Origin of the sequence: Nocardia abscessus, from assembly GCF_015477775.1 — a bacterium.
Taxonomy (GTDB): domain Bacteria; phylum Actinomycetota; class Actinomycetes; order Mycobacteriales; family Mycobacteriaceae; genus Nocardia; species Nocardia abscessus_A.
Map to the genome: position 1 here is coordinate 262102 of NZ_JADLQO010000001.1, position 22868 is coordinate 284969.

26 protein-coding genes and 1 riboswitch are annotated in these 22868 nt (G+C 68.5%); of the genes, 17 read left to right on the forward strand and 9 right to left on the reverse strand.

The window, feature by feature from the left end:
* Nucleotides 1-23: 23 nt before the first annotated feature.
* Nucleotides 24-614, reverse strand: a complete 591-nt coding sequence (locus IU450_RS01350) for a LytR C-terminal domain-containing protein (protein WP_195147947.1) — start codon at nucleotides 612-614, stop codon at nucleotides 24-26.
* A 48-nt stretch (nucleotides 615-662) separates the two neighbouring features.
* Nucleotides 663-1016, reverse strand: coding sequence for a DUF3263 domain-containing protein (locus IU450_RS01355; protein ID WP_195147948.1), 354 nt, complete (start codon nucleotides 1014-1016; stop codon nucleotides 663-665).
* A 182-nt stretch (nucleotides 1017-1198) separates the two neighbouring features.
* Here IU450_RS01355 and IU450_RS01360 point away from each other — a divergent pair, with 182 nt between their 5' ends.
* The 7 genes from IU450_RS01360 (at nucleotide 1199) to IU450_RS01390 (ending at nucleotide 7132) form a co-directional block, all read left to right on the forward strand.
* Nucleotides 1199-1789 carry a peptide deformylase gene (locus IU450_RS01360; RefSeq protein ID WP_195147949.1) on the forward strand — a complete coding sequence of 197 codons (591 nt, stop codon included), beginning with the start codon at nucleotides 1199-1201 and terminating at the stop codon, nucleotides 1787-1789.
* Nucleotides 1779-2786, forward strand: coding sequence for a GNAT family N-acetyltransferase (locus IU450_RS01365; protein WP_195147950.1), 1008 nt, complete (start codon nucleotides 1779-1781; stop codon nucleotides 2784-2786). The genes IU450_RS01360 and IU450_RS01365 overlap by 11 nt, the downstream gene beginning before the upstream one ends.
* A 34-nt stretch (nucleotides 2787-2820) precedes the next feature.
* Nucleotides 2821-3651 (forward strand): exodeoxyribonuclease III, encoded by an 831-nt coding sequence (locus IU450_RS01370; RefSeq protein WP_195147951.1) that lies wholly within the window; start codon nucleotides 2821-2823, stop codon nucleotides 3649-3651.
* Between the two features lie 89 nt (nucleotides 3652-3740).
* On the forward strand, nucleotides 3741-4349 hold the full coding sequence (locus tag IU450_RS01375) for a TetR/AcrR family transcriptional regulator (protein WP_324197536.1): 609 nt from the start codon (nucleotides 3741-3743) through the stop codon (nucleotides 4347-4349).
* Between the two features lie 86 nt (nucleotides 4350-4435).
* Complete coding sequence (locus IU450_RS01380; protein WP_195147952.1) at nucleotides 4436-5632, forward strand: homogentisate 1,2-dioxygenase; 1197 nt, start codon at nucleotides 4436-4438, stop codon at nucleotides 5630-5632.
* Nucleotides 5629-6816, forward strand: a complete 1188-nt coding sequence (fahA, locus tag IU450_RS01385; RefSeq protein ID WP_324197490.1) for a fumarylacetoacetase — start codon at nucleotides 5629-5631, stop codon at nucleotides 6814-6816. Before IU450_RS01380 ends, fahA begins: the two co-directional genes overlap by 4 nt.
* 85 nt (nucleotides 6817-6901) lie before the next feature.
* Complete coding sequence (locus IU450_RS01390; protein WP_195097283.1) at nucleotides 6902-7132, forward strand: hypothetical protein; 231 nt, start codon at nucleotides 6902-6904, stop codon at nucleotides 7130-7132.
* Between the two features lie 62 nt (nucleotides 7133-7194).
* On the opposite strand, the gene IU450_RS01395 is transcribed toward IU450_RS01390, so the two are convergent.
* On the reverse strand, nucleotides 7195-7854 hold the full coding sequence (locus IU450_RS01395) for a TetR/AcrR family transcriptional regulator (protein ID WP_195147954.1): 660 nt from the start codon (nucleotides 7852-7854) through the stop codon (nucleotides 7195-7197).
* Nucleotides 7855-7982: 128 nt separating this feature from the next.
* On the opposite strand from IU450_RS01395, the gene IU450_RS01400 reads away from it, so the two are divergent.
* The 3 genes from IU450_RS01400 (at nucleotide 7983) to thiC (ending at nucleotide 11780) form a co-directional block, all read left to right on the forward strand.
* A complete protein-coding gene (locus tag IU450_RS01400) occupies nucleotides 7983-8429 on the forward strand; it encodes a hypothetical protein (RefSeq protein ID WP_195147955.1) in 447 nt (148 codons plus the stop codon).
* Nucleotides 8430-8523: 94 nt separating this feature from the next.
* The gene (locus IU450_RS01405) at nucleotides 8524-9930 is read left to right on the forward strand and encodes a lipase family protein (protein WP_195147956.1); all 1407 of its coding nucleotides are present in this window, start codon (nucleotides 8524-8526) and stop codon (nucleotides 9928-9930) included.
* An 83-nt stretch (nucleotides 9931-10013) separates the two neighbouring features.
* Nucleotides 10014-10136, forward strand: a riboswitch (TPP riboswitch).
* Nucleotides 10128-11780, forward strand: a complete 1653-nt coding sequence (thiC, locus tag IU450_RS01410; protein WP_228833896.1) for a phosphomethylpyrimidine synthase ThiC — start codon at nucleotides 10128-10130, stop codon at nucleotides 11778-11780. (Overlaps the previous riboswitch by 9 nt.)
* Before the next feature lie 63 nt (nucleotides 11781-11843).
* On the opposite strand, the gene IU450_RS01415 is transcribed toward thiC, so the two are convergent.
* Nucleotides 11844-12305 carry a MarR family transcriptional regulator gene (locus IU450_RS01415; protein WP_195147957.1) on the reverse strand — a complete coding sequence of 154 codons (462 nt, stop codon included), beginning with the start codon at nucleotides 12303-12305 and terminating at the stop codon, nucleotides 11844-11846.
* A gap of 90 nt (nucleotides 12306-12395) precedes the next feature.
* On the opposite strand from IU450_RS01415, the gene IU450_RS01420 reads away from it, so the two are divergent.
* Nucleotides 12396-12857 (forward strand): SgcJ/EcaC family oxidoreductase, encoded by a 462-nt coding sequence (locus IU450_RS01420; protein WP_195147958.1) that lies wholly within the window; start codon nucleotides 12396-12398, stop codon nucleotides 12855-12857.
* A 7-nt stretch (nucleotides 12858-12864) separates the two neighbouring features.
* Here the strand turns inward: IU450_RS01420 and IU450_RS01425 are convergent, their stop codons facing one another.
* Nucleotides 12865-13419 carry a TetR/AcrR family transcriptional regulator gene (locus tag IU450_RS01425; protein WP_195147959.1) on the reverse strand — a complete coding sequence of 185 codons (555 nt, stop codon included), beginning with the start codon at nucleotides 13417-13419 and terminating at the stop codon, nucleotides 12865-12867.
* Nucleotides 13420-13458: 39 nt separating this feature from the next.
* Between IU450_RS01425 and IU450_RS01430 the strand changes: the two genes are divergently transcribed.
* The 3 genes from IU450_RS01430 to IU450_RS01440 all read left to right on the forward strand — a co-directional run bounded on the left by IU450_RS01430 (nucleotide 13459) and on the right by IU450_RS01440 (nucleotide 16629).
* The gene (locus tag IU450_RS01430; protein ID WP_195147960.1) at nucleotides 13459-14703 is read left to right on the forward strand and encodes a KasA/KasB family beta-ketoacyl-ACP synthase; all 1245 of its coding nucleotides are present in this window, start codon (nucleotides 13459-13461) and stop codon (nucleotides 14701-14703) included.
* A 146-nt stretch (nucleotides 14704-14849) separates the two neighbouring features.
* Nucleotides 14850-15644, forward strand: a complete 795-nt coding sequence (locus tag IU450_RS01435) for a thioesterase family protein (protein ID WP_195147961.1) — start codon at nucleotides 14850-14852, stop codon at nucleotides 15642-15644.
* 184 nt (nucleotides 15645-15828) lie between these two features.
* A complete protein-coding gene (locus IU450_RS01440; protein ID WP_195147962.1) occupies nucleotides 15829-16629 on the forward strand; it encodes an inositol monophosphatase family protein in 801 nt (266 codons plus the stop codon).
* A 99-nt stretch (nucleotides 16630-16728) separates the two neighbouring features.
* Here IU450_RS01440 and IU450_RS01445 read toward each other — a convergent pair whose 3' ends face one another.
* On the reverse strand, nucleotides 16729-17136 hold the full coding sequence (locus IU450_RS01445) for a VOC family protein (protein WP_195147963.1): 408 nt from the start codon (nucleotides 17134-17136) through the stop codon (nucleotides 16729-16731).
* A 64-nt stretch (nucleotides 17137-17200) separates the two neighbouring features.
* Nucleotides 17201-17845, reverse strand: coding sequence for a TetR/AcrR family transcriptional regulator (locus IU450_RS01450; RefSeq protein ID WP_195147964.1), 645 nt, complete (start codon nucleotides 17843-17845; stop codon nucleotides 17201-17203).
* Nucleotides 17846-17931: 86 nt separating this feature from the next.
* On the opposite strand from IU450_RS01450, the gene IU450_RS01455 reads away from it, so the two are divergent.
* Both IU450_RS01455 and IU450_RS01460 read left to right on the forward strand, forming a co-directional pair.
* Complete coding sequence (locus IU450_RS01455; RefSeq protein WP_195147965.1) at nucleotides 17932-19014, forward strand: epoxide hydrolase family protein; 1083 nt, start codon at nucleotides 17932-17934, stop codon at nucleotides 19012-19014.
* Nucleotides 19015-19123: 109 nt separating this feature from the next.
* The gene (locus tag IU450_RS01460; RefSeq protein WP_195147966.1) at nucleotides 19124-19747 is read left to right on the forward strand and encodes an NAD(P)-dependent oxidoreductase; all 624 of its coding nucleotides are present in this window, start codon (nucleotides 19124-19126) and stop codon (nucleotides 19745-19747) included.
* Nucleotides 19748-19827: 80 nt separating this feature from the next.
* Here IU450_RS01460 and IU450_RS01465 read toward each other — a convergent pair whose 3' ends face one another.
* Nucleotides 19828-20964 carry a GTP-binding protein gene (locus IU450_RS01465; protein ID WP_195147967.1) on the reverse strand — a complete coding sequence of 379 codons (1137 nt, stop codon included), beginning with the start codon at nucleotides 20962-20964 and terminating at the stop codon, nucleotides 19828-19830.
* An 89-nt stretch (nucleotides 20965-21053) separates the two neighbouring features.
* Here IU450_RS01465 and thiD point away from each other — a divergent pair, with 89 nt between their 5' ends.
* A complete protein-coding gene (thiD, locus tag IU450_RS01470) occupies nucleotides 21054-21899 on the forward strand; it encodes a bifunctional hydroxymethylpyrimidine kinase/phosphomethylpyrimidine kinase (protein WP_195147968.1) in 846 nt (281 codons plus the stop codon).
* Between the two features lie 157 nt (nucleotides 21900-22056).
* On the opposite strand, the gene IU450_RS01475 is transcribed toward thiD, so the two are convergent.
* Nucleotides 22057-22779, reverse strand: a complete 723-nt coding sequence (locus IU450_RS01475) for a TetR/AcrR family transcriptional regulator (protein WP_195148620.1) — start codon at nucleotides 22777-22779, stop codon at nucleotides 22057-22059.
* Between the last annotated feature and the right edge of the window lie 89 nt (nucleotides 22780-22868).

Consider the following 22868-nt stretch of genomic DNA (forward strand, 5'->3'; position numbering starts at 1 on the left):
CGCGTGCGCGGCGGCCACACGGGTCAATTACCCGTGACGATCACCGTTACACCCGGCCCGGAGTCCCCGATCCCGCTCGACTTCGGCGCGACCGACGCGCCCAGCTCGTCGGCGACGGCCTGCGCCGCCTCCTTGTCGCCGGGCGAATTGCCGTAGTACACCGTGGTTTTCGCGATGTTGGCGCCCGGGTAGTTGCCGGTTTCCGCGATCGTCCAGCCACTCGCCGAGAGCTGGTCGGCCGTCTTGGCGGCGAGACCGGGCACCATGCTGTTGTTGAGCACGCGCACCGGCACCGAACGGGCCGCGGCGGTGGTGGTGGTCGCCGCGGCGGTGGTGGTCGCCGCGGCGGTGGTGGTCGGCGTCCCGGTCGCCACCGCGGTGGACGAGGACGCGGCCGAGGTCAGCGCCTTGGGCACGGTGGTGCTCGCCGGGACCTGGGGCGCGGCCGACGCGCTCGAGGTCGGCGTTTCGCTGGTTCCCGAGGCGTCGGTATCGGCATCGGAATTCGACAGCGACATCGCGCCGAGGCCCGCGAAGACGATGGCCAACGCGATCAGCACCATCGCCAGGGCACGCAACGGTGGCCCACCGGAGGTGGGATTCGGGTAGCTCACCCTCGCGAGCCTAGTCGCACCGGGCGGGTCCGGGTCGGCATCGCCGGGTCAGACCTGGAATCCCAGTCGCCGTGCCGCCCGCGCCTTCTGTCTGCTCGCGCGCAGCCTGCGCAGCCGCTTCACCAGCATCGGGTCGGCGGCCAGCGCCTCCGGCCGGTCGACCACCGCGTTCAGCACCTGGTAGTACCTGGTCGGCGACATGGCGAACAGCTCGCGGATCGCCTCTTCCTTCGCCCCCGCGTACTTCCACCACTGTCGCTCGAAGGCCAGGATGTCGAGTTCGCGCCGGCTCAGTGCGTCGCCGTCGGCCTGCTCGGCCGCGGCGTGCTCAGCCGTGCCGTCTTCGCTCGCGGCGAGGCCGTCCTGGATCGCGGAAAGATTCCGTGCCGCTGCGCCGTCCATCTCGCTCCCTCGCCGAGTGACCACCAGACGAAAATGGTGCTTGTACGTCGCGGGATATTCAACCACGCGCACCGGGAATCGCCCGGTCCACGGCGCGGCGTGTTCGCTACCTGCCGGTAGTTTCGGTGCCCGCCCTGGCACCCGAGGCGGTGTGACGTGGCACCCACGGCAATAATTGGCCCATGGCAATCCTCCCGATCGTGATAGTCGGCGACCCGGTTCTGCACAACCCGACCGAGCGGGTCACCCAATCGCCGGAGGAATTGGCTCCGCTCATCGCGGACATGTACGAAACGCTCGACGCGGCGCACGGCGTCGGACTCGCGGCCAACCAGGTCGGCGTCGGGTTGCGCCTGTTCGTCTACGACTGCCCTGACCTCGGCCCGGACGGCACCGCGACCCGGCGCCGCGGGGCGGTGATCAATCCGGTGCTGGAGACCTCGGACATTCCGGAGACCATGCCCGACCCGGACGACGACGAGGAGGGCTGCCTGTCGGTGCCCGGCGAGCAGTTCCCCACCGGCCGCGCCGAATGGGCCAAGGTGACCGGCACCGACGAGCACGGCGAGCCGGTCGAGGTGGAGGGCAAGGGCTTCTTCGCCCGCATGCTCCAGCACGAGGTCGGGCACCTCGACGGGTTCCTCTACGTAGATGTCCTGATCGGCCGCAACGCACGGGCCGCCAAGAAGGCGATCAAACGGAACGGCTGGGGCACACCGGGTCTGAGCTGGCTGCCCGGCACCGACCCCGATCCGTTCGGGCATGACGACTGACCCCGCCGCCGGCCTGCCGGATATCCCGCTCGGCCGCCGCGTGGTGCTGCGCTATCAACTGCCCGCGGGTTATCCCCAACCGCTGACCGACGTGATCGGCGAACTGGTGTCATTGGACCCGCCGACCGTGCGCGGCGCCGACGGCGCGGTCGTCTCGGTCGCGCCGGACCGCGTGATCGCGCTGAAAGCCATCGGCCCCAGGCCGATTCGCACGAAGGAGATCCGCGCGCTGGAGGCCGCGGCCGCCTACGCCTGGCCCGGCGTCGAGCACACCTGGATCGACGGCTGGCTGGTGCGGGCCGGTCACGGGTACACCGGTCGCGCGAATTCCGCTGTGCCACTGGGCAGCTCCGGCAGCCCGGCCGTCCTGTCCGCGGAGACGCTGCACCGCATCGGCGAGTGGTACACCGCGCACGGCCTGCCGCTGCAACTCGCGTTGCCCGATCGGCTGGCCCCGGCGCCGCCCGGCTGGCACAGCTGGCGAGAGACGCTCATGCTCGCGATCGATATCGACAATTTCGTTCTGCCCCAAGGCCCTCCGATGGTGCGGATCGCGCCCGCACCGGACGCCGACTGGCTGGAGATGCACCGCTACGACGGCGAAGATTCGGCCGCGCAGGCGATTTCCGCCCCCGCGCCGCTTCCCGAGGTGCTGACGGCGGTGCTCGACGGCGAACTCGGCTTCGCCTCGCTCGGCCTACCGCGTCCCATCGCGATCGGCCGCGGCGCGCTCACCACCGCACCGGACGGCCGCCGCTGGGTCGGGCTCACCTGCGTGGCCGTCGCCGCCGCGCACCGCAGGCACGGGCTCGGCTCGCTGGTCTGCGCCGAACTGGTGCGCTGGGGCCGCGACCGCGGTGCGACGCACGCCTATCTCCAGGTGGAGGCCACCAACGAGCCGGCCCGCGCGATGTACCGGGACCTGGGTTTCGTCGAACACCACGCCTACCGCTACGCCGCGCCGGAACCCCTCGCCGGGCCCGGCGGCCTGCGGTAGAACAGACCTGTCAACAGTCCGAAGGAAGGCCGCAGTGCGTCTCGCCACCTGGAACGTCAACTCGATCCGCTCCCGGCTCGACCGTGTCGCGGACTGGCTCGACCGCCAGGACATCGACGTGCTCGCCCTCCAGGAGACCAAGTGCCGGGACGACCAGTTCCCGTTCGAGCGTTTCGACGAGCTCGGCTACGAGGTAGCCCACCTGGGGATCAACCAGTGGAACGGGGTGGCGATCGCCTCGCGGGTCGGCCTCACCGACGTCGAGTTCGCCTTCCCCGATCAGCCCGGATTCGACAAGGACGCGGGCGAGTCGCTGATCAGCACGCCGGTCGTCGAGTCCCGCGCGATCGGGGCCACCTGCGGTGGCGTGCGCGTGTGGAGCCTGTACGTGCCCAACGGCCGCACCTTGGGCGATCCGCACTACACCTACAAGCTGGAATGGCTTGCCGCGCTGCGGGACAACGGCGCGCGCTGGCTGGCCGAGGACCCGCAGGCCAAGATCGCGCTGGTCGGCGACTGGAACATCGCGCCGACCGACGACGATGTGTGGTCTGTGGAGTACTTCGCCGACAAGACGCACACTTCGCGGCCGGAGCGCGATGCCTTCCAGGCCGTCGTCGAGGCCGGGTACGCGGACGTCATGCGTCCGTTCGCACCGGGGCCGGGCGTCTACACCTACTGGGACTACACGCAGCTGCGTTTCCCGCGTAAAGAGGGGATGCGCATCGATTTCGTTCTCGCCTCCCCCGCCCTGGCCGCCACCGTGACCGACGCGATGGTCGACCGCGAGGCGCGAAAGGGCAAGGGCGCCAGCGACCACGCCCCGGTGATCGCCGAATTCGCCGACGGATCCGGGCGCCCGTGACCCGCCCGGCACAACCGCCTTTCCCCCGTCGCAGCAGTGGGAACCGGACAGCGAGCGCCAGGCTGGGCGGCCTGAACGGCGATCCGTCGGTGGGACCACGGCAGCGGGCGCAACACCTCGGCCCGGAGCGCCGCCGCCCGCAGGTACTCGACACCGCGCTCGCCATCGCCGTGGAGCACGGCGTCGCCGCGGTGACCATGGCCGCGATCGCGGAGCGGATGAAAGTGACCAGGCCGGTGGTCTACGCCTGCTTCTCCGATCGGGTCGAACTGATCGAGGCGCTGATCCAGCGCGAGGAGGGCTACCTGGTCAGCGGGGTGTTCGAGGTGGTGACGCCACGCGACGTGGACGCGGACGAGACCGTGTTCGTCGAAGGTTTTCGCGCGCTGCTGACCAAAGCAGCGAGCCGGCCCGAGGCATGGCGGCTGGTCTACGGCAATCCCGACCCCGCCGTGGCGAATTCGTTCGGTCGTGGTCGCGCGCTCGTCCTCGAGCGCTGCACCAAGCTCCTGCGTCCGACGTTGCGGGCCTGGGGCACCGTGGACGCCGAGCGCAAGCTGCCCGTGCTGGTGGAGCAGTGGGTTTCCGCCGGGGAGGGGGCCGTGCGCGCGCTGCTCGCGGACCAGGACGGCTGGACACCGGCGGATCTCGGCGCGTTCGTCGGGGCCTCGGTCTATCGCGCCCTGCGAAACGCCTGATCAAGCGGAATTCCCGCTCCGCACGGCCGGGCCGGTCACTACGATGGTGATCAACTATCCGACCACCGGCTGGCGGAGGAACGGTCATGGCGTTCTATCGGCAAGTGGGTGCGGTACCGCCGAAGCGGCACACCCAGCATCGTGACGAGCAGGGCCGGCTCTACTACGAGGAGCTGATGGGCGAGGAGGGCTTCTCGGGCGACTCCTCGCTGCTCTATCACCGCGGCCTGCCGCCCGCACTGGTCGACTCGACGGTGTGGGAGCTGCCCGATCAGCGGACGACGCCTAATCATCCACTGCGCCACCGGCATTTACGCCTGCACACCCTGTTCCCCGGCGACACCCCGGCCGAGTCCGATCCGGTCACCGGGCGGCGCCTGCTGCTCGGCAACGCGGACGTGCGCATCTCCTACGTCGTCGCCAAAGGCGGATCACCGCTGTACCGCAACGCGATCGGCGACGAGCTGGTGTACGTGGAATCCGGCTCCGCGATGGTCGAGACCGTGTTCGGCGCGCTCCCCGCGCGTCAGGGCGACCAGGTGCTCATCCCGCGTGCCACCACCCACCGCTGGCGGCCGACCGGCCCGGAACCGTTGCGGGCGTATGTGATCGAGGCGACCGGCCACATCACGCCGCCGAAGCGCTACCTGTCGAAGTTCGGCCAGTTGCTCGAGCATGCCCCGTATTGCGAGCGCGACCTGCACGGGCCGGCCGAGACGATCAACGCCTCCGGCGCCGAGGTGGAGGTACTCGTCAAGCACCGGCCCGGCGGGCAGGTCGTCGGCACCCGGATGATCTACGCCACCCACCCGTTCGACGTGGTGGGCTGGGACGGCTGTCTGTATCCGTTCACCTTCAACATCGCGGACTTCGAACCGATCACCGGGCGCATCCATCAGCCGCCGCCCGTGCATCAGGCGTTCGAGGGCGGCAACTTCGTCGTCTGCAACTTCGTTCCGCGCAAGGTGGACTACCACCCGCTATCGATCCCGGTGCCCTACTACCACTCCAACGTCGATTCCGACGAGGTCATGTTCTACTGCGGCGGGAACTACGAGGCGCGCAAAGGCTCGGGGATCACCCAGGGCTCGGTGTCGGTGCACCCCGGCGGCTACGCCCACGGCCCGCAGCCCGGCGCCTACGAGAACAGCATCGGCATCGAGTACTTCGACGAACTGGCCGTCATGGTGGACACCTTCCGCCCGCTGGAACTCGGCGAAGGAGCTCTGGCCTGCGAGGATCCGACCTACGCGTGGACCTGGTCCGGGCGGGGCCCCGAGTGAGGACCAGGGTCGAGGTACCGCCCGACTCACTGTTCGGCAGGGACAACCTGCCGTACGGGGTGTTCGCTCCGGAGGGCCGAGCCCCCCGGGTTGGGGTGCGGCTCGGTGACCAGGTCATCGACCTGGCCGCCGTACTGGATGACCCGGTGTTCGCCGCACCGAACCTGAACGCCTTCCTGGCCCAGGGGCCCGCACGCTGGCGCGCGGTCCGCGATCGGGTCCGCGAATCGGTCGATGGCGAGATCGACGTCGCCGCGGTTCACCGTCTGGCCGACGTGGCACTGCGGCTGCCCGTGCGGATCGGCGACTACGTGGATTTCTACGCGAGCATCGATCACGCGACGAACCTCGGCCGCCTGTTCCGCCCGGACGGTGACCCGCTGCTGCCGAACTGGCGTCACCTGCCGGTCGGCTATCACGGGCGGGCAGGCACCGTCGTGGTCTCCGGCACGGCAGTGGCGCGGCCCTGCGGTCAGCGCGGAACGGATTCCGGCGCACCGGATTTCGGCCCCTCGCGGCGGCTGGACATCGAGGCGGAGCTCGGCTTCGTGATCGGTGTCGGCTCGCGGCTCGGCGTACCGGTCGGGATCGACGAGTTCGGCGACCGGGTCTTCGGCGTCGCGCTGGTCAACGATTGGTCCGCACGCGACATCCAGGCTTGGGAGTACCAGCCGCTCGGCCCGTTTCTCGGGAAGTCGTTCGCTACCTCGATATCGCCGTGGATCACCCCGCTGGCCGCGCTCGAGGCCGCGCGGATACCGCTGCCCGAGCAGTCACCCGCGCCACTGCCCTACCTGCGGGGAACCGAGCCGTGGGGCCTGGACATCGAGCTCACCGTGGCGTGGAACGGTCAACCGGTCACGTACCCGCCGTACGCCCGGATGTACTGGTCACCGGCGCAGATGCTCGCCCATCTCACCGCGAACGGCGCGTCCACCCGCACCGGCGATCTGTACGCCTCCGGCACCGTCTCCGGCCCCGGGCCGGACCAGCGCGGCTCGTTCATCGAGTTGTCCTGGGGCGGCAGCCGACCGCTCCTGGTCGACGGTCGACAACGCACCTTCCTGGAGGACGGCGACGAAGTGACGATCACCGCGTCGGCTCCCGGTCCGGGTGCGGCCCGGATCGGATTGGGCGATGTCACCGGGCGCATCCTTCCCGCAGACCCCACCGAAGACCCCTGAATCGAGGGCTTCGCAGAAAATCCTACGGCCAGTAGCGTTCCCTTCCGGAGGAGAAACTTACCGGGGGCGTACTGAGAGAAGGATTATGAAGCGCTCGATAGCCGGATTCGTCGTCGCCGGTGCCCTGCTGGTTCCCGCGCAACTCGCCCCCGCGGTGGCCACCGCCGCTCCCGCGACGGTCGCCGACTCCGGATCGTCCTCGACCGGCTCGGGAGGCTGCACCTCCAGCCAGCCTCCGACCTGCAGCTCTCCCTTGGCCTACCTGATCTTCCAGCTCGTCAACGCCATCACCACCGGCTCCGCCAACGCCCGCTGACGGGTTCCGGCGAACTCGCATCTGCCGTGAACTCCTCACATCGGTGACGCCGGTGCGAGGAGTCAGCCGTCGGTGCGAAGTTCGCCGGGTCGGCGGCCGGACTCCACGACGGTCACGAAGTGGGTGAGGTCATCGATCAGGGTGCCGGGGGATGGGGCCGGGTCGGTGTGCAGCCAGTCCGCGACGAGTTCGAAGATGCCGCCGATGGTGGCCAAGGCCAGCTGCGGGCGATCGCCGGGAGACCACTGCCGATCGAGAAACGCCGCCGCCCAGCGGCGATTGGCGCGGCGTTGCCGTTCGACCTCGGGTGAGATACCGCCCGCCGCGCCGAAGGTCACTCTGCCCAACCTCGGATCGTCGGTGATGGCGTGCACGAACGCGCCGACGATCGCCTGCACGCGCTCCGGCCAGGCCGCGTCGGCGGTGGTGGCCGCGATATCCACGACGCGTTGCTGAATCTGTGCCGTCACCTGCTCGAGCAAAGCGATGTAGCACGCTTCCTTGCTCTCGAAGTGGTCGTAGAAGCCCTTGGTCCCCACGTACGCGCGCTGACAGATCTGCTCGATCGAGGTTCCGGCGAAGCCCTGTTCGGCGAAGAGTTCGGTGGCGGCGTCGAGAAGCTGGCTGCGCCGCTGGGCGCTGCGCTGCTCGGCGTCGAGTCCACGGATCCGGCGCCGCGCCGGGCTCGCGGCAGGCCGCGCGGCGGAGGTGCTGCGGGTCATGCCTCGACGATAGCCGGGAAGCGCCAGGCCGCGCCGGGCGCCGCAGCGGCCTACCGACGCTTGGGCGCGACCCTATCCGGGTACGCCGCCGCTACAGCCGCCACATATGCCGGACAAGGAGCGAGGTCATGACCGATCGCCCGGACGTTGCGCACCGCCGCCCCGACGGCGTCGACGACGCCACCGTCGCCGCCACCGGCAAACTTTCGGAAGCTCTGGAAACCGTCGAACGCGCCCGTGGCCACCTCTACGCCTTCCATCAGCTGACCGGCGGGGCCGACCTGGCGCTCGACGAAGCGGTGGAACTGTTCCGCGAGGCCGGTCACGCTCGCTTCGCCGATCGGATAGCCACCGAGCTGATCGGCCGCAACGTCCTGACCGGGCGCTGGACCTTCCAGATCGTCGAGGAATACGACGACGGTTACTACGGCCTGTTCCGCGACATCGAACGAGCCGCCCGGGACGAATTGCTCGACGGCCGCCGCCACATCTTCGAAGCCGAGATGAAGGAAGCTCGCCGCACCCACGGCGCGCCGGGTCATTCGGCTCGGCCGGAGACCACGGACAACCCGTAAAACCGCCGAGATTTCCACCCCGAGCGGCCGTGCACGTTTTCAACAAGAACTCTTGTTGGTAAACAGATGCCGTGCTGTAATCACTGTCACGTCGATGAGGAAGGACCGGGACGTGGCGGTGAGCATCGAGGAGCGCAGCGGCCACCGCGGCGTGCGCGCGCTGGCGGCGGTAGTGGTGACGGTGGTGGCGGCGGGCTACGCCCTGCTCGCGGGAATGCCACCCGCGGCGGCGGTGCCACTACCGCAATCGGATTCGTTCTACGAAACGCCGGAGGGACTCGAGTCCCGCGAACCGGGCGAGATCTTGCGCGCACGAGAGGTACGTCTGGCGGTGCTCACCGCGCTCCCGCTGAACGTGCGGTCCTGGCAATTGCTGTACCGGACCACCGATCTGTTCGGGCAACCCGCCGCGGCGGTGACCACGGTGTTGTTGCCCGCGGGGGCCGATCCGAACCGCTCCCGCCCGCTGGTCTCGCTGCAGTTCTACTACGACAGCGCGAGTCCGGATTGCGCCCCGTCGTTCGTCCTGCGCCAGGGCGCGGGTCTGCCCGGCCTCGAAGGCATCCACTCCCAGAGCGAACTGATCGCGATCGCGGCCCTGCTCAGTCAGGGCTGGGCGGTGTCCGTCCCGGACTACGAGGGGCTGGAAGGGCATCTCGCGGTGGCCGAAGAACCTGGATACATGACGCTGGACGGCATCCGCGCCGCCGAGCGCTTCGAGCCGTTGGGCTTGGACGGCCCGGACACCCCGGTCGCGCTGTGGGGGTACTCCGGCGGCGGGATGGGGTCGGGCTGGGCGGCCGAGATGCAGCCTGCCTACGCGCCCGAACTGAACGTCAAGGGCATCGCGCTCGGTGCGCCGACCTCGGACGTGGTGTCCCTGCTGCATGTCAACGGCTCGATGTTCGCGAGTCTCATCGGCATCGGCATCTCGTCGCTGCGCAAGGCGTACCCGGCGTTCCGCGCGGCATCCGACCGCTACTTGACGCCCGAGGGCAGAGCGCTGATGGACCGGACCGCGACGCAATGCCTTCCGCGCAACGCGCTCACCCAGATGTTCGTCGACTATCAGCGCGTGCTGACGATTCCGATCGCCGACTTCCTCGCCGTACCGGAGATCGCAGAGGTGTTCGACGCGACCGTGCTGGGCCGCAACATTCCCACCGCGCCGATCTTCCTCTACCACGGCGTCTTCGACGAGGCGGTGCCGATCTGGACCAACGAGCGTCTGGCACAGCAGTATTGCGCGGGCGGCGCTTCCGTGCTGTTCAAGCGCGATCACCTGAGCGAGCACCTGACGCTGCCCTCGCTCGGCATGGCGGACACCTTCAATTGGCTGAAAGAGCGCCTGGCGCCGAACGCACCGGATCAGGTCGGCTGCCGCACCGAGGACGTCGTGTCCATGCTCGCCGAGGCCGACGCGTTGGTGTCCCAGCTGGAGATCAATCTGAACGCGACCTTCGGCGCCCTCGGATTCCCGATCGGTCCGCACGAGCGCTGACGCCGCTGCCTGGGAGTTCACTCGATCCCGGCCGATCGCCGGGCACGCGTCCGGGCGGTCCGGGTATGGTCGGGCGGGAAAATTCCACAACCAACGGGGGCTCGCACCAGCGGGCTGAGAGGACGGCTAGCCGAGAGGCGTCAGGGCCGTCGACCGTATGAACCTGACCGGGTAATGCCGGCGTAGGGAGGAACAAGATGGCACTCGCCAATGCGTCCGACGGCCGATCCGCACCCGTCGACAGCGTCACCACCGGCCCCATCGAGGGCAGCGTCAAGCACTATCTAGAAGTCGACGACCTGCGCATTCCGGTGCGCCGGATCAACCTGACCAACGGGGAGCACTTCGACGTCTACGACACCTCCGGCCCGTACACCGACCAGACGGCGGCGATCGATCTCGAAGCCGGTCTACCGAAATTGCGCGACACGTGGACCAAGCCGCAGGGCGCGGGTCCGCGCACCCAGCTCGCCTGGGCCCGCGAGGGCATCGTCACGCCGGAGATGCGCTTCATCGCAGCGCGCGAAGGAGTCGCGCCCGAGGTGGTGCGCGAAGAGGTGGCCGCGGGCCGCGCGGTGATCCCGGCCAACCACAAGCACCCCGAGCTCGAGCCGACCATCATCGGCAAGAAGTTCCTGGTCAAGATCAACGCGAATATCGGCAACTCGGCCGTCTCCTCCTCGATCGCCGAGGAGGTGGAGAAGATGGTGTGGGCGACCCGCTGGGGCGCGGACACCATCATGGACTTGTCCACCGGCAAGAACATCCACGAGACCCGCGAGTGGATTCTGCGCAACTCCCCCGTCCCGGTCGGCACCGTGCCGATCTACCAGGCGCTGGAGAAGGTCAACGGCGATCCCACCGCGCTCACCTGGGAGATCTACCGCGACACCGTGATCGAGCAGTGCGAGCAGGGCGTGGACTACATGACCGTGCACGCGGGCGTGCTGCTGCGCTACGTGCCGCTGACCGCCAAGCGGGTGACCGGCATCGTCTCGCGCGGCGGTTCGATCATGGCCGCCTGGTGCCTGGCGCATCATCAGGAATCGTTCCTGTACACGCACTTCGAGGAACTCTGCGAGATCCTCGCGCGCTACGATGTCACCTTCTCCCTCGGCGACGGCCTGCGGCCCGGCTCCATCGCCGACGCCAACGACGAGGCGCAGTTCGCCGAGCTGCGCACCCTGGGCGAACTGACCAAGATCGCGAAATCGCACGGTGTGCAGGTGATGATCGAGGGCCCCGGTCACGTGCCGATGCACAAGATCGTGGAGAACGTCCGGCTCGAGGAGGAATGGTGCGAAGAGGCGCCGTTCTACACCCTCGGCCCGCTCGCCACCGACATCGCACCCGCCTACGACCACATCACCTCGGCCATCGGTGCCGCCATCATCGCGCAGGCGGGCACCGCCATGCTCTGCTACGTCACGCCGAAGGAGCATCTGGGCCTGCCCAATCGCGACGACGTGAAAGTGGGCGTGATCACCTACAAGATCGCCGCGCACGCCGCCGATCTCGCCAAGGGGCACCCGCACGCACAGCAGCGCGACGACGAGCTGTCCAAGGCGCGTTTCGAGTTCCGCTGGCGTGATCAGTTCGCGCTGTCCCTGGATCCGGACACCGCGCGGGAGTACCACGACGAGACACTGCCCGCCGAACCCGCCAAGACCGCGCACTTCTGCTCCATGTGCGGCCCCAAGTTCTGTTCGATGCGGATCTCCGCGGACGTGCGCGAGTACGCCGCGCGCCAGGGCCTGAACGAGGCCGAGGCGCTGGAAGCGGGCATGGCCGAGAAGTCCGCCGAGTTCGCCGACCGCGGCAACGCCGTCTACCTGCCCGTCGTCTCCTAGCGACCTGCCGCCGCCCGCCGCGTTCCGGCGGGCGGCGGCAGCGCTCCACTTTTCCCCTGCGCTCTACTCTTCCCCGCGCAACAAGGCGGTCACCCGCAACGACGTCTCGTGCAGCCGGTCGAACACCTCGAGCACGAGTTCCATCTGCTCAGCGGTGTAATCCGCCATGGCCGCGCCGAATTCGTTCGCCAGTACTTCGTAGTGCGGCGCGATCTGATCGATCTTCTCCTGGACCACGCTGACGATGACCCGCCGCCGGTCCTGCTCGTCGTGTTCCCGGCGGACATAGCCCGCTTTCAACAGCCGGTCGATCATCCGCGTGATGGCGCCGGTGGTCAGGCCGGTCTGGGTGGCGAGTTCGCCCGCCGTCGCCGGGCCGCCGATGCGCAGCAAGTTCAGACAACGCAGGTCGGTGACGTGCAAACCGAGTCGATCGGCCACCGCCTGATGCATCATCACGGCATCGGTGGCACTGCGCTGGGCGGCCATCGTCAGCGCGACGTCCAACTCCGCACGGTTCGACATGTTGACAACCTTGCCTTACTCGGTAAGTATCTTACTCAGTCAACTATTTACTCGATCAGTTATTGATCGATTCATCTTACGGGAGATGGCATGTCCGTGGACCAGCGCACCGACGAGCACGCAATCCGTGACCTGCTCGATCGCCAGGCGGAGGCGTGGGCCGCCGGCGACGCCGAAGCTTTCGCCGCCGTGTTCACACCGGACGCGGACTACGTCACCTGGGTCGGCACGCATTTCAAAGGCCGGGCAGACATCGCCGCCTCGCACGTATCGCTGTTCGAGAAGTTCCTGAAGGGCACACACCTGGACGGGGAGATCACCCAGCTCCATTTCCTCACCCCGGACGTCGCGGTCGTCCACGGCAAAGGCGCGGTACTCAAAGGCAAGCAGCGGCGCACTCGGCGCAACACGAAAGTGCAGACCGCCGTCGCCGTGCGGCGAGACGGCAGATGGCAGATCGCCGCCTTCCAGAACACCAAATACCACTGGCTGCTGGAAACCTTCGCGAAGAAGTTCGATTCACGCCAAACGCCGTCCACGCTGCGGAGCTGAGCGGCGCTCACCGCACCGTCTGGTCGATGAGGCGGCGGGCCGCGCGATCGGTGCGCTCGATTTCACCGGTGATCAACCGGTCCTGGAGAATGCCGCGCAGTCCCGAGACGAGCAGGGTCGCGACGACTTCTGGATCATCCACCTCCAAGCCGCGCAGCCCGTCGGCCAGCGCCGACACGAACACGGCGATGGCCGAGGTGGCGTAGTCGAGATACGGGCTGCGCGGAGCGCACGCCGCGCCGAGGACCTGGAGCATCACTTGGACGCTCGTGCGGCCGTCACCCGATGTGTTGGCGGTCCAGAAGTCCCAGAGCCGGTCGCGGAGTTCGGACGCGTCCCGGATGTCGGCGAAGAGGGCCGCGATGTCGGGGCGCTGTGTCGCCAGCGCTTGGACCAGCAACTCCTCCTTGGTCGTGAAGTAGTAGATCAACATGCGCGAGCTGGTGCCGAGCTCGGCGGCCAGCGGGCGCAGCGACAGGTCCGCGAGGCCGTGATCGGCGATGTAGCGCACGACGGCGGCGAGGAGTTCGGCGCGTTTGGCGTGGTCGAGAGGGCGAGCCATGGGTTGACTGTAGCGATTGGTACAGGTATTCATGACATCGTGACTGTAACAATCGCTTCAGAAACTCGGGATTCGGTCGTGGTCACCGGATACGCGGCGACCACGTCGCTGGCCGACGACATGGATACGACCTGGTCCGGATTGCTGGCGGGGCACAGCGGAATCGGCGCGCTGGAGGACGATTTCGTGGCCGAGTACGACCTGCCGGTCCGTATCGGCGGCAAGCTGAAGTCACAGCCGGGCGCCGAGCTGACCCGGGTCGAACAGCGCAGGCACTCCTATGTCGAGCAAATGGCGCTGGTACTCGGCCGCCGGGTGTGGCGCTCGGCGGGCGCGCCAGAGGTGGACGGCGACCGCTTGGCGGTGGCCGTCGGCACCGGGCTCGGCGGCGGTGACGCGCTGATTTCGGCGGTCGACGCGATGCGCACGGGCGGGTACCGGAAGGTGTCGCCGATGTCGGTGCCGATGGTGATGCCGAACGGGCCCGCCGCCACCGTCGGCCTCGAAATCGGGGCCAGAGCCGGGGTTTTCGCACCGGTCTCGGCGTGCTCGTCGGGATCGGAGGCGATCGCGCACGCTTGGCGGCTGATCACCACCGGCGAGGCGGACGTGGTGGTGGCGGGCGGCGTGGAAGGACACATCGACGCCGTGCCCATCGCGAGCTTCGCCATGATGCGCGCCATGAGCACCCGCAACGACGATCCGGAACGCGCGTCCCGCCCGTTCGACCGGGACCGCGACGGGTTCGTCTTCGGCGAGGCGGGCGCGCTGCTGGTGCTGGAGTCGGAGCGGCACGCACGCGCGCGGGGGGCCACCGTGCACGGGCGCGTGCTCGGCGCGGGCATCACCTCCGACGCCTATCACATCGTCGCGTCCGAGCCGGAGGGGATAGGCGCGGCTCGCGCGATGCGCAAGGCCATCGAGACCGCCGGGCTGCGGCCTTCGGACATCCAGCATGTGAACGCGCACGCCACGTCGACCTCCATCGGCGACGCCTCGGAGGCCAACGCGATAGCGTCCGTCGTGCCCGAGGCCTCGGTCTACGCCCCGAAATCCGCGCTGGGGCACTCGATCGGAGCGGTCGGCGCTCTGGAATCGCTGATCACCATGCTCACCCTGCGGGACCAGGTCGTCGCGCCCACCCTGAACCTCGACAACCGTGATCCGGCAATCGACCTGGACATCGTGGCGGGTGCGCCGCGTCCCCAGCGCATCGACTTCGCGCTGAACAACTCGTTCGGCTTCGGCGGGCACAATGTGGCCCTCGCGTTCGGGCGGGCCTGACGGCGGCGCGGCTCAGCAGCCGGGCTACCGTCGAGGAAAGACCGATCGGCCCGGAGGACGTACGGCGTGGGTGAGCACCAGCGAAGCAATCGAGGACACATTCCGTGGTCCCATACGACCGAGCCGGGCGCCGGAGAGGCACAGCTGTGAGCGACGCCTTCTACCTCCCCGACCCGGACCAGCCGGATCGCTTCCTCTCGACCGAGCTCACCCGCGGCCCCTGGTCGCCGGATGCCCAGCACGCGGGCCCGCCCTCGGCACTGCTCGGTCACGTGATCGAGCGGTGCGAGCCGCGCGCGGGGTTCCAGGTGGGCCGGGTGGCGGTCGAGATCCTCGGCCCGGTGCCGCTGGAACCGCTCACCGCGGTGGCGCGCGTCGTCCGCCCCGGCCGCAGCGTGGAACTCATCGAGGCGACGCTGTCTTCCGAGCGCGGGCCGGTGATGCGGGCGAATGCTTGGCGGTTCAAGCTGGCCGCGCCGGAATTGCCGCTGCCGGAACGTTTCTTGCCCACGGGCACGCGCCCGGGCCCCGAGCAGGCGGACGTGCCCGCGCCGTTCCCGTCCACCCAGCCGGTCGGCTTCCACACCGCCATCGAATACCGCTTCGTCAGCGGATCTTTCACCGAACCCGGCCCCGCGGTCTGCTGGATCAGGATCAAGCACCCGATCGTCGCGGGCACCGATCCCAGCCCGCTGGAGCGCACCCTCGCGGCCGCCGATTCCGGCAACGGCGTCAGCGCGATCCTGGACTGGTCGAAGTACCTGTTCATCAACACCGATCTGACGGTCACCCTGCACCGCCAGCCCGCAGGCGAATGGGTCTGCCTCGACGCCGTCACCTATCCCCAACCCCATGGCATAGGCATGGCCGAATCGGCGCTCTACGACGAAAAGGGTCCGTTGGGCCGCAGCACGCAAACCCTCTTCCTCGGCACCCGCTAGCCGAGGCAGACCCACTCGGCGTTCGTCACCGACCGGCTCGCGGACGGGTCGGGCCGTGCTGAACGCGGCCTCATCCACTCGTTCCAGCGCACCGAGGAGTTGCGGGCACCTTCTCCGTGCCCGGCGTGCTGGGGCAGGATGATCTGCGAAACGATGTGTCCAGCGTCCGGGAGGTTCCGTCGGTATGACAGTGAGTCGAGACGAACTGCTCGAAATCGCCCGTTCGGCAGTCGACGGAGGCGCCGAACTTCTACGCACCGCCGAGCGGGGAAGCATTCGGACCAAGAGCGACCGCGACTACGCCACCGACTTGGACCACCGAATTCAAGACCACATCGGACGATATCTGGCCGAAGCGACACCCGGATTCGGTTTTCTGGGTGAGGAACTGGAAGAGGTGTCGCTCGGTAGCGCTGGCCGGTACCTGTGGATTCTCGACCCGATCGACGGAACTTCCAACTTCATCCATGGGCTGCCGCTCTGTGCCGTGTCGCTGGCTCTGGTCTGCGACGGCCAACCGGTGATCGGCGTCGTCAGCGCACCGTTCCTCGGACTGGAGTACTACGCTGCGGCCGGCCAGGGCGCGTGGAGCAACGACAAGCCGATCAAGGCGAGCAACGCCGAAACGCTCGACCGAGCCATCGTTTCCGTGGGCGACTACGCGGTCGGACCGGACGCGGAGCCTGAAAACGAACGCCGCATCGCACTCACCGCTGCACTGGCGGCAACCGTCGAGCGGGTGCGAATGTTCGGATCCGCCGCGCTCGACCTCGTCTGGGTCGCCGAGGGACGGACCGATGCCTGCGTCATGCTGTCCAACAAGCCCTGGGACACGGCCGCCGGTGTGCTCATCGCCCGCGAGGCGGGGGCGGTCGTCCTCGACTCGGCCGCCCGCGGGCACAGCCTCGACTCTCCCGATACGATCGCCGCGACACCCGCCATCGCCGACCAACTCATGGTCCTGATCGACGAATCGATTCGCTGAGCGTTCACTGAGGCGACCGCAGGACCGGCCCCGGCCCTTCGGCGCCGAATCTTCTTCACCGGCTCCAGGCAGTCGGCGCTGTTGCCGGTATCAGTTCGCTCACGGGCGGGTGGAGATCTGCTGGACGCCCCAGCCGTTGCCGTCGGGGTCGGTGAAGAAGAAGAATCCGACGTTGTCCAGGGGGTCGGGCATGGGGGTCGGGTTCTCGCCGACGGATTGGATTTCGGTGACCTCGACGCCGCGGGAGGTCAGTTCCTCGTGGGCCTTGCGCAGGTCGTTGACCACCAGTTGCAGGCCCTGCAGGGAGCCGGGGGGCATATCCGGTACCGCGCCCTTGCCGATCACGATCGAACACCCGGAGCCCGGCGGGGTGAGTTGCACGATTCGCACGTTGTCGTCGATCTCGGTGTCGTGGTCGACGGCGAAGCCGAGTTGCTCGGCGTAGAACTGCTTGGCCCGGTCGATATCCGACACGGGCACGATCACTACCTCGAGTGTCCAGTTCACGGCACATCCTTTCGGTGCGGACAGCGGTATTCGTACCAGTGCGGACCGGTTGGGGCGGGGAAATTCATCGCCGCGCCCAACGCCAGCTGAACTCGTCCGGCGCGGGCGGCGGGCCGGGCAGATCACCGTCCGCGCTCGACCCGGCCACGAGCATCGCGAGCACGCGGCGACGCAGCTGGACGGTGCGCTCCGGGCTGGGCACCGCGACCGCAGCACAGGATTCCAGGATCAGGCCGAGATCCTGCGGGGTCACGTCCGGACGCAGCTTGCCGGTGGCATGGGCGCGGCGCACGATCTCCTCCGTCACCTCCGCGGCGTGCCGAACATCGGGCAGCAGCGATTCGTCGGGGGTGAAGGTGCCCGCGAGGTGCACGGTGAGCGAGTGCACGTCGGCGTCCACCACGCGCTCCAGGAAGCCGACCAGGCCGCTCCAGCCGTCCGGATCCTCCAACGCCGCATCGGCTTCCGCGTTGTACCGGCGCAGGCCGTCGTGACAGAGCGTGCGCAGCAGCACCTCTTTGCTCGGATAGCGCCGGTACAGCGCGCTGATCCCGACGCCGGCGCGTTCGGCGACGGCGGAGATCGGGGCCGTGGCGTCGGCGAGGAACACCGCACGGGCGGCCTCCAGGATCAGGCCGTCGTTGCGGGCAGCTTGGGCCTTGCGGCCGGGTAGGCCCTTCTGAGCTGGGGCTTCGGATGTCTTCGGCATGCGTCGAGAATAGCACTTGAAACGGAATAATCCGTTCTGTTACAGTTCAATCAGAACAGAGCATTCCGTTTCAAAAGGAGCAGGACATGACCGCCATCACCCCCTTCCGCATCGACGTCGACCAGGCCGACCTGGACGACCTGCGCGATCGGCTGGCCCGCACCCGCTGGGCAGAGCAGATCCCCGGCTCCGGCGACACCTACGGCGTGAGCGTCGAGCGGGTGCGGCACCTGGTCGGGTACTGGCGCGATGGGTTCGACTGGCGCGCGGTCGAGAACTCGCTGAACGCCTACCCGCAGTTCACCACCGAGATCGACGGCCAGAACGTCCACTTCCTGCACGTGAAGTCCGCGCAGGACAACGCTTTCCCGCTGATCCTCACGCATGGCTGGCCGGGCACCTTCGTCGAGTTCATCGGCGTCATCGAGCCGCTCACCGCGGCCGGATTCGATCTGGTGATCCCCTCCGTGCCGGGATACGGATTCTCCGGCCCCACCACCGAGGCGGGCTGGCACGACGGCCGCATCGCCCGCGCCTGGGCGGAGCTGATGCGGCGGCTCGGCTACACCCGCTACGGCGCGGTGGGCAACGACGGCGGAGCGCAGATCTCCCCGGAACTCGGGCGGGTGGCTCCGGACAACGTGGTCGGGGTGCACGTCACGCAGGTGTACTCGTTCCCGTCCGGTGATCCGGCCGAGTTCGCCGATCTCGACGAGGGCGAGCAGCAGTCGCTGGCCACCCTGGACTGGTTCGTGAAGAACAAGATGGGCTTCAACGTGCTGCAATCGCAGCAGCCGCAGACGTTGGCGCACGCGATCACCGACTCGCCCGCCGGATTGGTCGGCTGGAACGGGCAGCTGCTCGGCCCGGACCTGGACGACGACTTCGTGCTGACCAACATCGCGATCCACTGGCTCACCGGCACCGCGGGCTCGGCGATCCGGCACTACTTCGAGAAGGACAAAGCCGAGCACCCCTCGGCGCCGTCCACGGTTCCGCTGGCGCTGTGCGGCTCCACCGGCGATTTCCACGGCATCCGCCGCTTCGCCGAGCGCGACCACAACATCGTGTCCTGGCGCACGCACGACGTGTTCACCCACTACCTGCACCACGTCGCGCCCGCGCTGATGGCGGAGGAGATCACGGAGTTCTTCGCGAAGCTGCGCTGAGACAGTCTCTTATGTCATCGAGACTCACGGCCATGGTTCGTCTCGCTTCCCGCTGATGTACTGAATTCACCAACAACACAACAGCTTTTCGACCGGAAGAGGGAAAACCATGAGAATCGCAGTCTTCGGCGCCACCGGTACCGTCGGTCGTCTCGTCGTCGAGCAGGCTCTGCGGGAGGGGCACGAGGTCACGGCCTTCACCCGCAGCGCCGCGAGCGTCGGGCAGCGGCACGAGCGGTTGCGCGTAGTGGAAGGCGATGTGCTGGACACGAATTCGGTGCAGCGAGCGGTGGAGGGGCAGGACGCGGTGCTGATCTCGCTCGGCAACGGCCGCAAGGGCGTGGTCCGGGCGGGCGGCACCAAAGCGATCATCGACGCGATGAATCGCACCGGGGTCGAGCGGCTGATCTGCCAGACGACGCTCGGCGTCGGCGACAGCCGGGGCAACCTGAACTTCCTGTGGAAGTACGTGATGTTCGGGCTGCTGCTGCGCCCGGCCTACGCCGACCACGTCCAGCAGGAGGAGTACGTGCTGGCCAGCGACCTGGACTGGACGATCGTACGACCGAGCGCCTTCACCGACGGCCCGGCCACCGGCAGCTACCGGCGCGGGTTCCCGGCAGGCGAGCGTGGTCTCGCCCTGAAGATCGCCCGTGCCGACATCGCCGGCTTCATGATCGAGCAACTGACCGACACCACCTACCTCCGCCAGGCGGCCGGCATCTCGAACTGAGGACGGCGCACCATGCGGTGGCGCGGAAGCGGCCCACGCCCCGAAACCGGGAGCGTGGGCCGCGGCCGTTGTCGCGGGTTTCAGGCGTGCTCGTGCAATTCACCCCAGGCCGGGAAGGGGTCGGAATACTCGGCCCACGCACCGGGACCGGCGGCGAACTCCGCGTCGGTGAGCAGGGCGGCATCCAGCAACGCGCGCACCTTGTCGCAATCCAGTTTTATCCCGATGAAGACGATCTCCTGCCCCGGCGGCACTTCCAGCGACGACCACCAGGCGGCGGGTTCGAACACCAGATTCGGCCCCGCTTGCGACCACACCGCGGCCAGCGTCGACCGGCTCGCGATCCAGCAGAATCCCTTGCTGCGCAGCAGACCGCGCAACTGCTCCAGCGCCTCGGACAGGCGCAGCGGATGGAACGGCCGATCGGCGGTGTAGGTGAGGCTGCGAATGCCGTACTCCTCGGTTTCCGGCGTGTGCCCGCCGGCCAGCTCCTCCGCCCAGCCCTCGGCCTCCGCGGCGACCACCGGGTCGTAGCGCCCGGTGTCCAGGACCTCGGCCAGATCGACCACGCCGTTACTGGTGCGCAGCACCCGGGCGCGCGGATTCAGGCGGCGCACCGTGGCTTCCACCGCACCCGCCGCGGCCGCGCCGACCAGGTCGGTCTTGTTGACCAATACGACGTCGGCGAACTCCACCTGATCCACCAGCAGGTCGGCGATGGTGCGCGCGTCGCCGTCGCCCGCTTGCAGGTTCCGCTCGGCGAGCGCCTGGCCGCGCGCCACTTCCGCGAGGAAGGTCGAGGCGTCGACCACGGTCACCATGGTGTCCAACCGGGCGATGTCACCGAGCCGGAACCCGTCCTCGAACTCCCAGTCGAACGTCGCCGCCACCGGCATCGGCTCGGAGATGCCGGTCGATTCGATCACCAACTGATCGAATCGTCCCTCGCGAGCGAGCCGGGCGACGGCCTCGATCAGGTCCTCGCGCAGTGTGCAGCAGATGCAGCCGTTGGTCAGCTCGACCAGCTTCTCTTCGGTGCGGTCGAGGTGGCCCTGGCCCGCGACGAGCGCGGCATCGATGTTGACCTCGCTCATGTCGTTGACGATCACCGCCACCCTGCGCCCCTCACGGTTGGCGAGGATGTGGTTGAGCAGCGTCGTCTTGCCCGCCCCGAGAAAGCCGGACAGCACGGTGACGGGAAGCAGATCGGAGTCCATACACTAATGATAACGATTTTCATTTGCTGGCAACCGGCGGGTTCCGGTTGCCGGTGGCGAGCGAACAGAACCGCCGTAGGGTTTGTGGCGTGAAATTGCTGCCATTGCCCGCCGAGGGGCAGACCCCCGTCCGGGCGCTCACCATTGCCGGTACCGATTCCGGTGGAGGCGCCGGAATCCAAGCCGATACCCGCACCATGGCGCTGTGCGGCGTGCACGCGCTGGTGGCCGTGGCGGCGGTGACCGTGCAGAACACGGTGGGCGTCAGCGGCTTTCACGAGATTCCGCCGCAGGTCGTAGCCGATCAGGTGCGCTCGGTCGTGGGCGACATCGGGGTGGGCGCCGCGAAGACCGGCATGCTGGCCTCCACCGCGATCATCGAGGCGGTCGCGGCGGTCTGCCAGGAGGTCGGCATCGGTCGCGACGGCGACATCCCGCTGGTCGTCGATCCGGTCGCGGCCTCGATGCACGGCGATCCACTGCTGCACGCCGAGGCGCTCGACGCGGTGCGCACCACGCTGATTCCGCTCGCGACCGTGGTGACGCCGAATCTGGACGAGGTCCGCCTGCTCACCGGAATCGACGTCGACGACGACGATTCGGCGCGGCGCGCGGCCGAGGCGCTGCACAAGCTGGGGCCGCGGTGGGCGATCGTCAAGGGCGGGCACCTGCGCTCCTCCGAGTACAGCACCGACCTGCTGTTCGACGGCGACCAGTTCCTCGAGTTCTCCGCGCCGCGCATCGCGACCGGCAACGACCACGGCGGCGGCGACACGCTGGCCGCTGCCATAGCCTGCGCGTTGGCGCACGGCTATCCGGTGCCCGAAGCGGTCGAGTTCGCCAAGGAGTGGACCTACCGCTGCCTCGCGGCGGCCTACGATCTCGGCGCAGGCCACGGGCCGGTGTCCCCCCTGTGGCGGTTGCGCCAGAGCTGACCGGCAACCGCTCGGCGCACACGATTTCTTGTCGGTGGGCGCTGCCATACTGAGAACGTCGCCGACAAGGATGGCTTCAACGGCGAGGCGATCGGAACAACGACGTTCGGCGTTGTCGCGGCAAAGACCTCGGCGCCCGTCCCGGGGGGCGCTCCGGTCACAGACTGGAAAAAGCCATGTGCAGCGGAAGATCGGCCGTGATCGCGATGCCGTGCAGCCGAGCGCTCGCCGCCACCAGCGCGAAGATGATCTCGCTCAGGTAGCCGGCGAACTGTTCGACCGGCATCGCGGGCGGCTCCAGCCGGTTCGTCCCCAGCCACCAATCGGTGGCCGAGGCCACCGCGCCGAAGATCGAATAGATCACCAGTTCGGTGTCCGCCACCCGCACCGATTCGTCGTCCACCGCGCCGGCGAACAACGCGGCGGCGCGTTCGGCGGATTGCCTGGCCGATTGCAGGGCGCGGCCGGTGTCGTCGGAGCGCTGCGTGAAGTGGCTGTGCAGCATGAACCGGAAGACGTTCGGCTGCCGCGCCACCACCAGCGCGTACTCGGACGCAGCCCGGCGCACCAGTTCACCGGCCGAGTCGCCGGTCAGGTCGAAGCTGGTCATGATCTGTTCCCAGAGCATGTCGCGAACCCGGTCGACGATCGCGTTGTAGAGGTCGGCCTTGTCCTCGAAGTGGCGATACAGCTTCGGCTTGGCCGCGCCCGCCTCCTTGGCGATGTCGCCCATGCTGACGCCGGGGCCGAACTTGTCGAGCGCGCGAAACGCCGCGTCCACGAACTCTTCGCGCACCTTCTTGCGATGCTCGCGCCAGCGCTCGGTGCGCGCGTCCACACGTTTGCGCGGCAGGTCCTCCTCCGTCCCGCCGCTGAACATCACGGATCCGGATGCTACCTGTTACCTCCGGTACGACACCGCACCCGGCCGACCCGAACGAGCCGTGAATGGCGCGAACCTGTACGCAG

Coding starts and splice junctions, on each gene's coding strand:
- IU450_RS01475 (WP_195148620.1), bottom strand. CDS start 22,779: ATGTTCAGCGGCGGGACGGAGGAGGACCTGCCGCGCAAACGTGTGGAC.
- IU450_RS01415 (WP_195147957.1), bottom strand. CDS start 12,305: ATGTCGAACCGTGCGGAGTTGGACGTCGCGCTGACGATGGCCGCCCAG.
- IU450_RS01390 (WP_195097283.1), top strand. CDS start 6,902: ATGAAGCGCTCGATAGCCGGATTCGTCGTCGCCGGTGCCCTGCTGGTT.
- IU450_RS01380 (WP_195147952.1), top strand. CDS start 4,436: ATGGCGTTCTATCGGCAAGTGGGTGCGGTACCGCCGAAGCGGCACACC.
- IU450_RS01450 (WP_195147964.1), bottom strand. CDS start 17,845: ATGCCGAAGACATCCGAAGCCCCAGCTCAGAAGGGCCTACCCGGCCGC.
- IU450_RS01455 (WP_195147965.1), top strand. CDS start 17,932: ATGACCGCCATCACCCCCTTCCGCATCGACGTCGACCAGGCCGACCTG.
- IU450_RS01365 (WP_195147950.1), top strand. CDS start 1,779: ATGACGACTGACCCCGCCGCCGGCCTGCCGGATATCCCGCTCGGCCGC.
- IU450_RS01440 (WP_195147962.1), top strand. CDS start 15,829: ATGACAGTGAGTCGAGACGAACTGCTCGAAATCGCCCGTTCGGCAGTC.
- IU450_RS01460 (WP_195147966.1), top strand. CDS start 19,124: ATGAGAATCGCAGTCTTCGGCGCCACCGGTACCGTCGGTCGTCTCGTC.
- IU450_RS01355 (WP_195147948.1), bottom strand. CDS start 1,016: ATGGACGGCGCAGCGGCACGGAATCTTTCCGCGATCCAGGACGGCCTC.
- IU450_RS01420 (WP_195147958.1), top strand. CDS start 12,396: ATGTCCGTGGACCAGCGCACCGACGAGCACGCAATCCGTGACCTGCTC.
- IU450_RS01395 (WP_195147954.1), bottom strand. CDS start 7,854: ATGACCCGCAGCACCTCCGCCGCGCGGCCTGCCGCGAGCCCGGCGCGG.
- IU450_RS01405 (WP_195147956.1), top strand. CDS start 8,524: ATGAGGAAGGACCGGGACGTGGCGGTGAGCATCGAGGAGCGCAGCGGC.
- thiC (WP_228833896.1), top strand. CDS start 10,128: ATGGCACTCGCCAATGCGTCCGACGGCCGATCCGCACCCGTCGACAGC.
- IU450_RS01360 (WP_195147949.1), top strand. CDS start 1,199: ATGGCAATCCTCCCGATCGTGATAGTCGGCGACCCGGTTCTGCACAAC.
- IU450_RS01465 (WP_195147967.1), bottom strand. CDS start 20,964: ATGGACTCCGATCTGCTTCCCGTCACCGTGCTGTCCGGCTTTCTCGGG.
- IU450_RS01400 (WP_195147955.1), top strand. CDS start 7,983: ATGACCGATCGCCCGGACGTTGCGCACCGCCGCCCCGACGGCGTCGAC.
- IU450_RS01425 (WP_195147959.1), bottom strand. CDS start 13,419: ATGGCTCGCCCTCTCGACCACGCCAAACGCGCCGAACTCCTCGCCGCC.